Raw genomic sequence first — 12,974 nt, forward strand, 5'->3', positions numbered from 1 at the left:
ACGCATAAAAGGGTTGGGTTAAAAAAGGCCGTCTGAAAGTTTTCAGACGGCCGTGCTGATTATCGGGCTAAAAGGGCGACCTGCTGGTGTTGAACCAATTCGGCAATGCCTTTGTGCGCTAAGGCAATCAGCTTGCCCAATTCTTCGATGCTGAACGGTGCGCCTTCGGCCGTACCTTGGATTTCGATGATTTTGCCGGATGCGGTCATGATGATGTTGACGTCGCTGTCGCAGCCTGAATCTTCGGGGTAGTCCAAGTCCAAAAGCGGTACACCGCCCACCACGCCGGCGGAAACGGCGGCAACGGCTTCACGGATCGGATTTTCGCTGATAAGGCCGTCTGAAAGGAGTTTGTCCACGGCGATTTGCAGGGCAACGTAGGCACCGGTAATGGAGGCAGTACGCGTGCCGCCGTCTGCTTGGATAACGTCGCAGTCAATCAGGATTTGGCGTTCGCCGAGTTTTTCCATATCGACGACGGCGCGCAGCGAGCGGCCGATCAGGCGTTGGATTTCTTGTGTGCGGCCAGACTGTTTGCCTGCGGCGGCTTCACGACGCATACGGGAGGCGGTGGAAGCCGGCAACATGCCGTATTCGGCAGTCACCCAGCCTTGTTCTTTACCGCGCAGGAAAGGGGGAACGTTTTCGTCAATGGAGGCAGTGCAAATCACTTTGGTGTTGCCGCACTCGATAAGGCAGGAGCCGTCGGCGTGTGGCAGGAAATTGGGGGTGATTTTGATGTTGCGTAGGCTGTCGGTGGCGCGGCCGGTGCGGGTGTAGTCGCTCATGATGGTCCTTTGGGGAGAATAAAAAACAGGTTGCCTTGAATTATAGAGGAATTTGGCACCAAAGGCCGTCTGAAAATCGTCGGTCGGGTGTGTTATAGTGTCCATACTTTCACTCGTATTTGGAAACGGAGTAAAACCATGGCTACAAGACGAACTATTCAAATCCACAGCATGACCGGCTTTGCCAATGCCGCAGGCGAATGCGGCGGCAAACGGATTAATTTGGAAATCCGCGCGGTCAACCATCGTTATTTGGATGTCCAATTCCGTATGCCGGAAGAGTTGCGCTATTTGGAAGGCGCATTGCGCGAACAGATTGCCGCTGCTGTGACGCGCGGTAAATTGGAATGCCGTGTTCAGCTGCAAGATGCGGCTTCGGGCGGTCAGACTTTGGAAGTCAATCAGGATTTGGTCGTACAGCTGGCTAAGTTGAACAAAGAATGGCGCAAGGAACACAATTTCGGCAAGCTGAGTGTGGCCGACGTTTTGCGTTTCCCCGGCGTTTTGGCAGGTCAGAGTGAAGACTCTGAGGCCTTGGCGAAAGGTGTCAAAGATTTATTGACCAGCGCGTTGAAAGAGTTCACAGCCGCCCGCAAACGCGAGGGCAAAAAACTGGGCGAACATTTGCTGCAACGTCTGACCGCTATGGAAGAGATTGTGGATGCTTTGAACGAGCTGTTCCCAAGCCTACTGCAAGCGCATATGGACAAAGTTAAAACCCGTTTGGCAGAAGCCGTCGGCAATATCGACAACGACCGCCTGCAACAAGAATTTGCTTTGTTTATTCAAAAATCTGATGTGGATGAAGAATTCAGCCGTTTGCGCACCCATATCGCCGAAGTACGCCGCATTGTTACCGAAGGCAAGGGCAGCGCAGGCAAACGCTTAGACTTCTTGATGCAAGAGTTAAACCGCGAGGCCAACACATTGGGCAGCAAAGCTATTGCCGCCGAATGCACACAAGCGTCGGTTGAACTGAAAGTTTTGATCGAGCAAATGCGCGAACAGGTTCAAAATATCGAATAAATCGATCATGAACGGATAGGATAAGGCCGTCTAAAACATTTCAGACGGCCTTTTGATTGCCTTTTATTATCAATGCGCTTTATGCGTCGTGCTGTACACGATTTTGTCTGTTAAAGCCATGGCGAGGGCGGAAATCAGGAAACAGATGTGGGTAATACATTGCCACATGATTTGTTTTTCCGACAGATTGGCGGCGTTGAGGAAGGTTTGCAGCAGATGGATGGAGGAAATGCTGATGATGGACATCGACAGCTTAACCTTCAAAACCGAAGCATTGACATGGCTGAGCCATTCGGGCTGGTCGGGATGTTCGTCAACGTGAAGGCGGGAGACGAAGGTCTCGTAGCCGCCGACAATGACCATGGTCAGCAGGTTGGCAATCATCACAACATCAATCAGGTTCAATACGGCGATCATGATGGTGTTTTCATCCATGATGCTGAAATTGGATACCAAGTGCCACAATGATTTGAGGAACTTACAGGCATAAATGACTTGGGCGATAATCAAGCCTATATAAATCGGTAGTTGCAGCCAGCGGCTGGCAAAAATGAAATGCGCGAAGATGCCCATTCGGTCGTGGGCTGTGCGTTTGGTCGGGGTGGAATGTTCCATAGAATGTGTTGTGTGTGGGAAAGATAAGGGGCGGCATTTTAATGGAAAAGTTTTTAAGCTGCAATTTGAGTGGCTGAATTTAAAAAGAAAGGCCGTCTGAAAACAGAATATCGTTCCTTGTTTTTCAGACGGCCTTGTAGGTTGTCAGGACAGGCAAACACGCGCAAAATCGCTTTGCTTTTTAGAGATGGATATTATGCTTGCAGATTCGTTTTTTTATTATCTGGTGTTGGTCGGCTTTGCTGCCGGGCTAATGGATGCGGCGGTTAGCGGCGGCGGGCTGTTGCAGATTCCCGGATTGTTCAACCTATTGCCAAACGCTACGCCTGTGGCTTCGGTGATGGGTGTCAATAAATTTGCTTCCTGCTGCGGCACGCTGACTGCGACGGGACAATATCTGCGCCGAATTCCTGTGCCGTGGAAAATACTGCTGCCTGCCGCGGCGTTGGCATTTGCCGCTTCATATTTGGGCGCGAAAACGGTGGTGTATTTCCCTGTGCAATACATGAAACCGGCAATGCTGGTCATCATGATTGCCATGTGCCTGTACACTTTTTTGAAAAAAGACCTGGGGCAGACGGTACGCACTGAAAAGCTGACGCGCCGCGAAACTTTATGGGGCTTATTTTTCGGCGCGTTAATCGGGTTTTACGACGGTGTGTTCGGGCCGGGAACGGGCAGCCTGTTGGCTTTTGTGTTCGTCCGCTTTTACGGCTATGATTTTTTAGCGGCCAACGCCTCGGCAAAGGTCATCAATTGGACGATTAAAAATGGAATGTTATTACGGTAAATGATTTGAGACGTTCTAACAACTGGAAAAAACGATTCATGAGTACATTCATTATTACAACCATGAGCGCATTCAGGGGAAACTAAAAGGACTGAGCTCTGTGAATTACAGAACTCAGTCCTTGAACTAAATCAGTCTAACTTTTGGGGTCAGATCATTTTACGGAGCTTTTTTTGTTGTGTGCTTTAAGCCATTTTTGCATTTGTTCAATTTCCGCTTGTTGTGCGTTAATAATATCCTCAGCAAGCTTACGCATCTCAGGATCCTTTCCGTATTTTAATTCAACTTCCGCCATTTTTACTGCGCCAATATGGTGTGGCAACATACCTGCTGCAAAAGCAACATCAGGATCTTTATATTGCGCAGCTGCCATCATGTCTTGATTCATTTGATTCATACCTTGCATTAATTCTTGTTGCATTGCAGAATTTGTCGACATTGGCATATTCATGTGTGCTTGATGCGGTTGTTCATTAGCTTGGGCATAATTTGAAATTGCAACAGCGCTAAGTGTGATAAAAGTCATAAGTTTTTTCATGTTTTTCGCCTATGTGATAACTGAAGGAGCACAAATTATAAACTTTGACCTAAAGTTAAAGTCAACATTTATTCCGAAAATGTTTGGTGAGGTGCTAAAAGCTAAAATAAGACAATATTTGAGCTGCGTTACGGATTTATGTTGCTGCTGTGCCTGACCATTGGGAAGTTTGCTTGGGATTTATTGGGTTGATATCGAATGAAAAAAAGGCCGTCTGAAAGTTTCAGACGGCCTTTGCGTTTTACAGTTTAACCGAATGTTCGCGTGTTTCGTGGAATACGATGTCGGGCCAGCGTTCTTGTGTCAGATTTAAGTTTACGCGGTTAGGCGCGAGGTAGGCGAGGTTGCCGCCTGCGTCTATCGCCAGATTGCCTGCGTTGGCTTTTTCAAATTCCGCTAGTTTTTTCTTGTCTTCGCACGATACCCAGCGCGCCGACCAGATGGATGCGCTGTCGAACACGGCTTCTACGCTGTATTCGTTGGCCAGTCGCGAGGTAACGACTTCAAACTGCAACACGCCGACCGCACCCAAAATCAAATCCGCGCCGCTCATCGGTTTGAAAACCTGTACCGCGCCTTCTTCGCCAAGCTGTTGCAAACCTTTTTGCAGTTGCTTGATTTTCAGCGGGTTTTTGATGCGTACGCTGCGGAACAGTTCGGGCGCGAAGAATGGGATACCGGTAAATGCCAGTTGTTCGCCTTCGGAGAAGCTGTCGCCGATTTGGATGTTGCCGTGGTTCGGGATACCGATGATGTCGCCGGCGTAGGCTTCTTCCACCAGCTCACGGTCGTGGGACATGAAGGTTACTACGCTGGAGGCGGCGATTTCGCGGTTGATACGCAGGTGTTTCATCTTCATGCCGCGCTCGAATTTACCGGAGCAGACGCGCAAGAAGGCGATACGGTCGCGGTGTTTCGGGTCCATATTGGCTTGGATTTTGAAGATAAATCCGGAGAATTTCGGCTCATCCGGCTCAACCATGCGTACGGTCGCATCACGCGGTTTCGGCGCAGGCGCCCATTCAATCAATGAATTGAGGATTTCCTGAATACCGAAGTTGTTAATTGCCGAGCCGAAGAACACGGGCGTGAGTTCGCCGGCGAGGAATTCGTCGAGATTAAATTCGTTGGAAGCCGCCTGCACCAATTCGATTTCGTCGCGCAACTGTTGGATTTCCAACGGAAAGCGTTGTTCCAATTCAGGATTGTCGATGCCTTTGATGATGTCGAACTCGTGCGGCAGGCGTTCGCCGCCGGCATCAAAGAGATAGATTTCGTCGTTCAGGATGTGGTACACGCCCTTGAAGTTTTTGCCCATGCCTATCGGCCAGGTTACGGGCGCGCAGCGGATTTGCAGGATGTTTTCCACTTCGTCCAGCAATTCCAGAGAATCGCGCACTTCGCGGTCGTATTTGTTCATGAACGTGACAATCGGCGTATTGCGCAGGCGGCAGACGTTCAAGAGTTTGATGGTTTGCGCTTCCACACCTTTTGCCGCATCAATCACCATCAATGCGCTGTCCACGGCGGTCAATACACGGTAGGTATCTTCGGAGAAGTCTTGGTGTCCCGGTGTGTCCAAGAGGTTGACGGTATGGTCTTTGTAGTCGAACTGCATCACGGACGAAGCCACGGAAATGCCGCGCTGCTTCTCGATGTCCATCCAGTCAGAGGTGGCGAATTTGCCGGTTTTCTTACCTTTCACCGTACCCGCGCTCTGAATCGCACCTGAAAACAGCAGCAGTTTTTCGGTCAGCGTGGTTTTACCCGCGTCAGGGTGGGAGATGATGGCAAACGTGCGGCGGCGGCGCACTTGGTCGAGGATTTCTTGGGACATGGTTTTCTTTGCAAAAAGTTTCAGGCCGCTTTTTCAGACGGCCTGAAGGATATGGGTGTTGGAAAACAGGCTAAAATAAGGGCGTGTGCAACACGCCCTGCAATAGATTGAAAGATGCGGAATTGTACAAAAAAATGCTTGATAATTCAATGTTTGTACCAAAACAAAGGCCGTCTGAAAAGTTTCAGACGGCCTTCGGTTATGAATCGATGATTAAATATCCAGTGGTTTCCATTCTGTGCCTTTTACCGGCGGCAGCCATGATTGCGTACCGCTGGAGGCAAATCCCCACAAGGTGTCGGGGAGGCCGTAATGGTCGGCACGCGTCGGGTCGAGTTGCGTTTCGATTTCATCTTCGCGGCCTTCACGGATTTGCGTGGCGATGTGCGGATTAATCATCACGGTTTTGCCCAATGCGATAAATTCTGCCCAGCCGGTTTCATAAGCGGCCAAAATTTGGTCGGCGGTAAACAGGTTGCCCACGCCGATAAGCGGCAGTTTGCCGTTGATGCGTTCGTGGATGAACTGCATACGGGTTTGGGCGGTATCGCCGCCGCGACGGATTTTTTTATCAAATTCCCACAAGGAAACGTGCAGATATTGCAGCGGTTTTTGTACCAATGCGTCAATCAGTGCGCCGGTTTCGGTCATGGTTAAGCCGTCATCGCCCGGTTCTTCGGGGGAGAAGCGGTAGCCGATAATGAAGTCGTTGCGCTGGTGTTTTTCACGGACGGCAACCACGGCATCGACAACGGCCAGCGGGAAGCGCATTCTGTTTTCCAAGCTGCCGCCCCATTGGTCGTTGCGGCGGTTGCTTTGGGCAGAGTAAAACTGTTGGATCAGATAGCCGTTCGCACCGTGGATTTCCACGCCGTCAAAACCGGCACGAAGCGCCAAATCGGCGGCTTGCGCATAAGAGGCAATGAGTGCTTCGACTTCTTCTGCGGTCGCTTCGCGTGCGTGTTCGGCTTCGCTGGCGGAAGCGCTGATTTTGTCGAGACCGTCCAAAAGTTCATCAATGGCTTTGGAACCGCCGTGATGGATTTGCAAAATTGCTTTTGCGCCTTGTTGTTGCAGGATTTGTGCGGTTTCTTTCAGGCTGTCGAGGCAGTGTTCGCCTGTGGCTTCAGGTTGGCCGTGAAAGGCTTTGCCGTCTTTTTGAACCAAAGTGGCGGCAGTGATAAACAAGCCCATATCGCCTGCGCGGTTGCTGAGGAAGGTACGCTCTTGGTCGCTGATCAAACCGTCGGCTTGTGAGCCGAAATGGGTCATGGGGGCGACGACAAGGCGGTTTTTGATGGTTACGCCGTTATTGAGGGTGTATGTTTGAAAGAGTGGGGCGTATTTTGGATTCATGGAGTTTTACTCTTGATAAGTGAATGGTCGGCATAGAATTGGGCCATTCGGGAATTTATCAAGTACACAGGCCGTCTGAAAAATTTCAGACGGCCTATTTATTCTTTAATCCTTAGGATTAAAGATTAGGATTGACAATGATTTTTACTGCGGATTCGTTGTTGTGGATCAAGCGCTCGAAGCCTTCGGAAATCAATTCGTCCAGTTTGATGCGTTGGGTGATGAAAGGCTCAAGGTTGATTTTGCCTTCTTCAACCAATTTGATGGTTTCGGCGTGGTCGTTGCAGTAGGCGATGGTGCCGCGCACGTCCAACTCTTTCATCACAACGCTGTGGACGTTGATGGTAGCGGGGTGGCTCCAAATGGATACGATGACGACTTTCGCAGTCGGACGGCACGCTTCGACCATGGTGTCCAGCACTTTGTTGACACTGGTGCATTCGAATGCAACGTCTACGCCTTCGCCGTTGGTCAGTTTTTTCACTTCTTCAACGACATCGACTTCGGATGGGTCGAGGATGTAGTCGGCCACGCCGGCTTCGCGTGCTTTGTCTTTACGCGCTTTGCTCAATTCAGTGATGATGACTTTGATGCCTTTGGCTTTCAGTACGGCAGCCAACAGCAAACCGATTGGGCCTGCACCGCCGACCAATGCGACGTCGCCTTCTTTCGCGCCACTGCGTACATAAGCATGATGGCCGACAGACAGAGGCTCAATCAAAGCAGCTTGGTCTAATGGGATTTTGTCGGAAATAGGGTGTACCCAACGGCGTTTGACGGCAATTTTTTCAGACAAGCCGCCACCGCAGCCGCCCAAGCCGATGAAGTTCATGTCTTTGGAGAGGTGGTAGTTGCTGCCTTCGCCGGTCGGTACGTCGTCGCGGATGATGTAGGGTTCGACAACAACGTGTTGGCCGACTTTGATGTCGTCCACGCCTTCGCCTACGGCATAAACCACGCCGGAGAACTCGTGACCCATTGTTACTGGCGCTGACTCGCCGGAGATTGGGTGCGGATGGCCGCAAGGCGGAATGAAAATCGGGCCTTCCATGAATTCGTGCAGGTCTGTACCGCAGATACCGCACCAAGCAACATTGATGCCGACAGTACCCGGAGCTACGGTTGGCTCGGGAATGTCTTCGATGCGGATGTCGCCTTTGTTGTAAAAACGTGCTGCTTTCATTGTAACGCTCCTTTTTTAAAGTGGAGGCCGTCTGAAAAAGACGGTCAATTGGGGAAAGGGAAGCAGTGTGGCGTGTGAAATGTTTTTATTGATATGTTTTATGTTTGTTATTTTACTACTGATAATATGGAAATGGTTTGTCTTTGCTCAAATTAAAGTTTGTAAATGAAAAAAAAGGCCGTCTGAAATGGATAATCTGTTTTCAGACGGCCTAGGGCAATAGTTTGAATGCGTTATGGTGTAGGATTATTACTTTTGCCGCGCTTCAGATGCTTTTGGTAGGCGATGACGTAGTCGGCCTTGCTCAAGCCTGCTAATACGCGGATGTGAGCGGCGGCGGATTTGGACATGGATTCCAAGGTATAGCCGCCTTCCAGTACGGAAACGACACGTCCCTGACAGCTTGCCGTTGCTTGGACGATTTTGTGCGTCAGCCAGGCAAAATCGGCTTCATGCAGGTTCAGACGGCCTGTTTCGTCTTGTTTGTGCCCGTCAAAACCGGCAGAAAGCAACACCAACTCAGGACGGAAAGCTTCCAGCTTGGGCAGCCATTGTTCACGGATGGTCGTGCGGAAGATACGGCTGCCTGTGCCCGGTTTGAGGGGCGTATGCAGCATATTTTTATTGCCGGCGTATTGTTCCGCCTGAGGGAAGGGGAAGATGTCGGTTTCAAACAGGTTGAAAAACATCACGCGCGGATCGTCTTGGAGAATCTCCGCCGTACCATCGCCGAAGTGGACGTCGAAATCGATGACGGCGATGCGTTGCAAGCGGTATTGGGCAATGGCGTGCATCACGCCGGCGGCAACGTTGTTGATCAGGCAAAATCCGCCGGCGCTGTTGCTGTGGGCATGGTGACCTGGCGGGCGGATGGCGCAAAAAGCATGCCAGGCTTTTTTATTCATCACCATATCGACTGCCTTGACAACGGCTCCGGCCGCAAAACGGGCGGCTTGAAGGGAGTCGTGGCAGATGACCGTATCGTCATCGATGCGGTGGATTTTGCCGGGGAGCGGCTGGGCGGCTTCCAACTCGTGCAGATAGTTGCGCGAGTGGACCAATGCCAGCTGCGCATCTTTGATTTCCGGTGCTTCGGTGGTTTGCAGGCGACGCCAAATGCCTTCTTGTTTTAAGGCGGTTTGAATGGCGCTGATGCGTTCGGGCCTGTCGGGATGGTTGGACCCCGGCTGGTGCTGTAGGAATATCGGATGCGAAATCCATACGGTGCGGGCGTTTTTGCCAAACAAACGGCGTAGGCGGGTGCTGATGCGCCAAAGGATTTTTTTGAACATGGAACAGTATATGTCGGACAAGTCGTAAAGACTGCTAAATATGGTTAATAAATACGGAAATACTTGGAAATTTTTCAGACGGCCTTTAGAATAGCTCAATTTTGCAGTCCAACCAATGTATTTGATTGCAGTGTGCAGTTTTTTACTTAATCTAAAACTTGAAAGAACGGATATATTATGAATCAAGCAGTGGCTCAATTTGCCCCTTTAGTGCTGATCATGGTGGTGTTCTACTTCCTGATTATGCGTCCTCAACAAAAGAAATTCAAAGCGCACCAAGCGATGTTGGCCGCTTTGAAAGTCGGCGATAAAGTCGTTTTGGCAGCAGGTTTCAAAGGCCGTGTGACCAAAGTCGGCGAGCAATTCTACACTGTCGACATCGGTCAAGGTGCGAAAATCGAAGTGGAAGTTGAGCGCAACGCGATTGCCGCGAAAGCCGAATAATCCGTTTTTTTGCAAAAAGCCGCCTCATTTTCCGAGCGCGGCTGTTTGCCTTTATAAATAAAGCAAAGGTTTACCATGAACCGTTATCCTTTATGGAAATACCTGCTGATTGCGTTCACGATTGTGGTTGCGGCTGTTTACTCGCTGCCCAACCTTTTCGGTGAAACGCCTGCCGTACAGGTATCGACCAACCGACAAGCCATCGTGATCAACGATCAAACCCAGTCTAAAGTGGATGCCGCGCTGAAACAGGCAGGTATTCAGACTGATGGTATGTTCATCGTCGACAACTCGCTGAAAGTGCGTTTCAAAGATACCGAAACGCAATTGAAAGCGCGCGACGTCATCGAAAATACTTTGGGTGAGGGCTATATTACCGCGCTCAACCTGTTGGCAGACAGTCCTGAGTGGATGGCGAAAATCAAAGCCAATCCGATGTTCCTAGGTCTGGACTTGCGTGGCGGCGTGCATTTCACCATGCAGGTGGACATGAAAGCCGCGATGCAGAAAACGTTTGAACGTTATTCCGGCGATATCCGCCGCGAATTGCGTCGCGAAAAAATCCGTACCGGCACGGTACATCAGACTGAAAACGGTCTGACCGTGCCTTTGCAAGATGCTGCCGATGTACAAAAAGCCTTGCCTCAGTTGCAAAAATTGTTCCCTGAAGCCACGCTGCTGCCGGACGGCAACAATATCGTGCTGACTTTGTCTGAAGAGGCAATCAATAAAGTACGTTCTGATGCGGTTAAACAAAACATCAATACGTTGCACAACCGTGTGAACGAATTGGGCGTAGCCGAACCGGTTATCCAACAATCCGGCCTTGACCGTATTGTTGTACAGCTGCCGGGCGTGCAAGATACTGCCAAAGCCAAAGACATTATCGGCCGTACCGCGACTTTGGAAGTACGCATGGTGGAAGACGATCCGATTAAATTGCAGGAAGCCTTAAACGGTAATGTACCGACTGGTTATGAGTTACTGTCAAGCGGTGGCGATCATCCGGAAACTATCTTGGTCAACAAACAAGTTGAACTGACCGGCGACAACATCAACGACGCGCAACCTAGTTTTGACCAAATGGGCGCGCCTGCCGTGAGTCTGAGCTTGGACAGCGCAGGTGGCAGCATTTTTGGAGAATTGACTTCGGCCAATGTGGGTAAACGTATGGCTATGGTGTTGATCGACCAAGGTAAATCTGAAGTCGTAACCGCGCCTGTCATCCGCTCCGCGATTACCGGTGGCCGTGTGGAGATTTCCGGCAGCATGACAACTGCCGAAGCCAACGATACTTCATTGTTGCTGCGTGCCGGCTCGCTGGCTGCTCCTATGCAGATTGTCGAAGAACGTACCATCGGCCCGTCTTTGGGTAAAGAAAACATTGAAAAAGGTTTCAATTCCACCTTGTGGGGCTTTGCCGCCGTTGCCGCATTTATGGTGGTTTACTACCGCCTGATGGGTTTCTTCTCTACCATCGCTTTGAGTACCAATATTTTGTTCTTGGTAGGCATTTTGTCTGCCATGCAGGCAACGCTGACTTTGCCGGGTATTGCTGCGTTGGCATTGACACTGGGTATGGCGATTGACTCCAACGTATTGATTAATGAGCGTATCCGTGAAGAATTACGCGGAGGTATGCCACCTCAGCAGGCAATCAATCTGGGTTTTCAACATGCTTGGGCAACCATTGTCGACTCTAACTTGACCTCTCTGATTGCCGGTATCGCTTTGTTGGTATTCGGTTCCGGCCCTGTACGCGGTTTTGCCGTTGTACACTGTATCGGTATTCTGACCTCGATGTACTCGTCTGTGGTCGTGTTCCGTGCTTTGGTCAACTTGTGGTACGGCCGCCGTCGCAAATTGCGGAATATTTCCATTGGTGCGGTATGGAAGCCGAAAGCTGAAATGGCAGAAGGCAAGGAGTAAAACATGGAATTATTTAAAATCAAACGCGATATTCCGTTTATGAGCTACGGCAAACTGACGACCTTTATTTCGTTGGTTACGTTTATCGCCGCCGTGTTCTTTTTGGTAACCAAAGGCCTGAATTTCTCCGTCGAATTTACCGGCGGTACGGTAATGGAAGTCCAATATCAGCAGGGCGTGGATGTGAATAAAACGCGCGAACGCCTCGATACGCTGAAAATGGGTGATGTACAGGTTCAGGCATTGGGTACGAACAAGCACATCATGATTCGCCTGCCGAACAAAGAAGGCGTAACGTCAGCCCAGCTGTCCAACCAAGTGATGGATTTGCTGAAAAAAGACAATCCTGATGTTACCTTGCGCCAAGTCGAATTTATCGGCCCTCAGGTTGGTGAAGAATTGGTTACCAATGGTTTGATGGCATTGGGCTTCGTGGTGGCAGGTATTATTATTTACTTGTCCATGCGTTTTGAGTGGCGTTTTGCAGTGTCCGCGATTATTGCGAATATGCACGATATCGTGATTATTCTCGGCTGTTTCGCCTTCTTCCAATGGGAATTTTCTCTGACTGTCTTGGCAGGTATTTTGGCAGTTCTGGGTTATTCCGTGAACGAATCTGTGGTTGTGTTTGACCGTATTCGTGAAAACTTCCGTAAGCCGCATATGCGCGGCCATACCGTGCCGGAAGTCATCGACAATGCGATTACTGCAACCATGAGCCGTACCATCATTACCCACGGTTCGACCGAGGCAATGGTTGTTTCTATGCTGGTGTTCGGTGGCGCAGCCTTGCACGGTTTCTCTATGGCGCTGACCATCGGTATCGTATTCGGTATTTACTCTTCCGTATTGGTTGCCAGCCCGCTCTTGCTGATGTTCGGTTTGAGCCGCGAGAACATTGCCAAAGAAGTTAAGAAAAAAGAAGAAGTTGTAGTTTAATCGTTGCAATGCTGCGATAAAGGCCGTCTGAAAATTGATTGAATCAGTTTTCAGACGGCCTTTTGTATTTAAATTTCAGAATATTTTGTTTTAATGAAATGGGAGGAGATAAATGTGAAAGAAAAAGAAAAAAATAGGAACAATATAATTTTGTGATGAATCAAGTTTATTGTCTAATATCCCCTTAATTGCTTGTCAGTCCCAATATTTTAAAACATAATACTTTTGCCCCCGATG

At 49.8% G+C, this 12,974-nt stretch carries 11 protein-coding genes and 2 pseudogenes; 6 read left to right on the forward strand and 7 right to left on the reverse strand.

Annotated features, from left to right (window positions below; translation table 11 throughout):
• Positions 1-59: 59 nt before the first annotated feature.
• The gene (rph, locus tag O3682_RS03820; protein ID WP_371508533.1) at positions 60-788 is read right to left on the reverse strand and encodes a ribonuclease PH; all 729 of its coding nucleotides are present in this window, start codon (positions 786-788) and stop codon (positions 60-62) included.
• Between the two features lie 138 nt (positions 789-926).
• Here rph and O3682_RS03825 point away from each other — a divergent pair, with 138 nt between their 5' ends.
• The gene (locus tag O3682_RS03825) at positions 927-1,814 is read left to right on the forward strand and encodes a YicC/YloC family endoribonuclease (RefSeq protein ID WP_371508535.1); all 888 of its coding nucleotides are present in this window, start codon (positions 927-929) and stop codon (positions 1,812-1,814) included.
• Positions 1,815-1,883: 69 nt separating this feature from the next.
• Here O3682_RS03825 and O3682_RS03830 read toward each other — a convergent pair whose 3' ends face one another.
• Positions 1,884-2,429, reverse strand: a complete 546-nt coding sequence (locus tag O3682_RS03830) for a TIGR00645 family protein (protein ID WP_004519303.1) — start codon at positions 2,427-2,429, stop codon at positions 1,884-1,886.
• Positions 2,430-2,625: 196 nt separating this feature from the next.
• Between O3682_RS03830 and O3682_RS03835 the strand changes: the two are divergent.
• Together O3682_RS03835 and O3682_RS03840 are read left to right on the forward strand one after the other, a co-directional pair.
• A pseudogene (locus tag O3682_RS03835) lies at positions 2,626-3,192 on the forward strand (sulfite exporter TauE/SafE family protein); the annotation flags it as partial.
• Positions 3,179-3,349 (forward strand): annotated as a pseudogene (locus O3682_RS03840) (IS3 family transposase); the annotation flags it as partial. The pseudogenes O3682_RS03835 and O3682_RS03840, both read left to right, overlap by 14 nt.
• Positions 3,350-3,373: 24 nt before the next feature.
• Here O3682_RS03840 and copM read toward each other — a convergent pair.
• The 5 genes from copM to O3682_RS03865 all read right to left on the reverse strand — a co-directional run bounded on the left by copM (position 3,374) and on the right by O3682_RS03865 (position 9,425).
• On the reverse strand, positions 3,374-3,757 hold the full coding sequence (gene copM, locus O3682_RS03845; protein WP_128581518.1) for a CopM family metallochaperone: 384 nt from the start codon (positions 3,755-3,757) through the stop codon (positions 3,374-3,376).
• Between the two features lie 241 nt (positions 3,758-3,998).
• A complete protein-coding gene (locus tag O3682_RS03850; RefSeq protein WP_371508537.1) occupies positions 3,999-5,594 on the reverse strand; it encodes a peptide chain release factor 3 in 1,596 nt (531 codons plus the stop codon).
• Positions 5,595-5,807: 213 nt separating this feature from the next.
• On the reverse strand, positions 5,808-6,950 hold the full coding sequence (locus O3682_RS03855; RefSeq protein WP_371508539.1) for an NADH-dependent flavin oxidoreductase: 1,143 nt from the start codon (positions 6,948-6,950) through the stop codon (positions 5,808-5,810).
• A 118-nt stretch (positions 6,951-7,068) separates the two neighbouring features.
• Positions 7,069-8,133 (reverse strand): 2,3-butanediol dehydrogenase, encoded by a 1,065-nt coding sequence (locus O3682_RS03860; protein WP_003745670.1) that lies wholly within the window; start codon positions 8,131-8,133, stop codon positions 7,069-7,071.
• A gap of 233 nt (positions 8,134-8,366) precedes the next feature.
• Positions 8,367-9,425, reverse strand: coding sequence for a histone deacetylase family protein (locus O3682_RS03865; protein WP_371508541.1), 1,059 nt, complete (start codon positions 9,423-9,425; stop codon positions 8,367-8,369).
• Positions 9,426-9,602: 177 nt separating this feature from the next.
• On the opposite strand from O3682_RS03865, the gene yajC reads away from it, so the two are divergent.
• The 3 genes from yajC to secF all read left to right on the forward strand — a co-directional run bounded on the left by yajC (position 9,603) and on the right by secF (position 12,737).
• Complete coding sequence (gene yajC / locus O3682_RS03870) at positions 9,603-9,869, forward strand: preprotein translocase subunit YajC (RefSeq protein WP_003675720.1); 267 nt, start codon at positions 9,603-9,605, stop codon at positions 9,867-9,869.
• 75 nt (positions 9,870-9,944) lie between these two features.
• Positions 9,945-11,798, forward strand: coding sequence for a protein translocase subunit SecD (gene secD, locus O3682_RS03875; RefSeq protein ID WP_371508542.1), 1,854 nt, complete (start codon positions 9,945-9,947; stop codon positions 11,796-11,798).
• A gap of 3 nt (positions 11,799-11,801) precedes the next feature.
• A complete protein-coding gene (gene secF / locus O3682_RS03880; protein ID WP_003686183.1) occupies positions 11,802-12,737 on the forward strand; it encodes a protein translocase subunit SecF in 936 nt (311 codons plus the stop codon).
• Positions 12,738-12,974: the final 237 nt, after the last annotated feature.

The organism is Neisseria sp. 27098_8_112, assembly GCF_041433235.1.
In the GTDB taxonomy this organism is placed as follows: Bacteria; Pseudomonadota; Gammaproteobacteria; order Burkholderiales; family Neisseriaceae; genus Neisseria.

Bases quoted from the DNA above. Each gene is read 5' to 3' on its own strand.
- O3682_RS03865 (WP_371508541.1), bottom strand. From the start codon at position 9,425: ATGTTCAAAAAAATCCTTTGGCGCATCAGCACCCGCCTACGCCGTTTG.
- O3682_RS03830 (WP_004519303.1), bottom strand. From the start codon at position 2,429: ATGGAACATTCCACCCCGACCAAACGCACAGCCCACGACCGAATGGGC.
- O3682_RS03850 (WP_371508537.1), bottom strand. From the start codon at position 5,594: ATGTCCCAAGAAATCCTCGACCAAGTGCGCCGCCGCCGCACGTTTGCC.
- O3682_RS03855 (WP_371508539.1), bottom strand. From the start codon at position 6,950: ATGAATCCAAAATACGCCCCACTCTTTCAAACATACACCCTCAATAAC.
- copM (WP_128581518.1), bottom strand. From the start codon at position 3,757: ATGAAAAAACTTATGACTTTTATCACACTTAGCGCTGTTGCAATTTCA.
- O3682_RS03860 (WP_003745670.1), bottom strand. From the start codon at position 8,133: ATGAAAGCAGCACGTTTTTACAACAAAGGCGACATCCGCATCGAAGAC.
- yajC (WP_003675720.1), top strand. From the start codon at position 9,603: ATGAATCAAGCAGTGGCTCAATTTGCCCCTTTAGTGCTGATCATGGTG.
- O3682_RS03825 (WP_371508535.1), top strand. From the start codon at position 927: ATGGCTACAAGACGAACTATTCAAATCCACAGCATGACCGGCTTTGCC.
- secF (WP_003686183.1), top strand. From the start codon at position 11,802: ATGGAATTATTTAAAATCAAACGCGATATTCCGTTTATGAGCTACGGC.
- secD (WP_371508542.1), top strand. From the start codon at position 9,945: ATGAACCGTTATCCTTTATGGAAATACCTGCTGATTGCGTTCACGATT.
- rph (WP_371508533.1), bottom strand. From the start codon at position 788: ATGAGCGACTACACCCGCACCGGCCGCGCCACCGACAGCCTACGCAAC.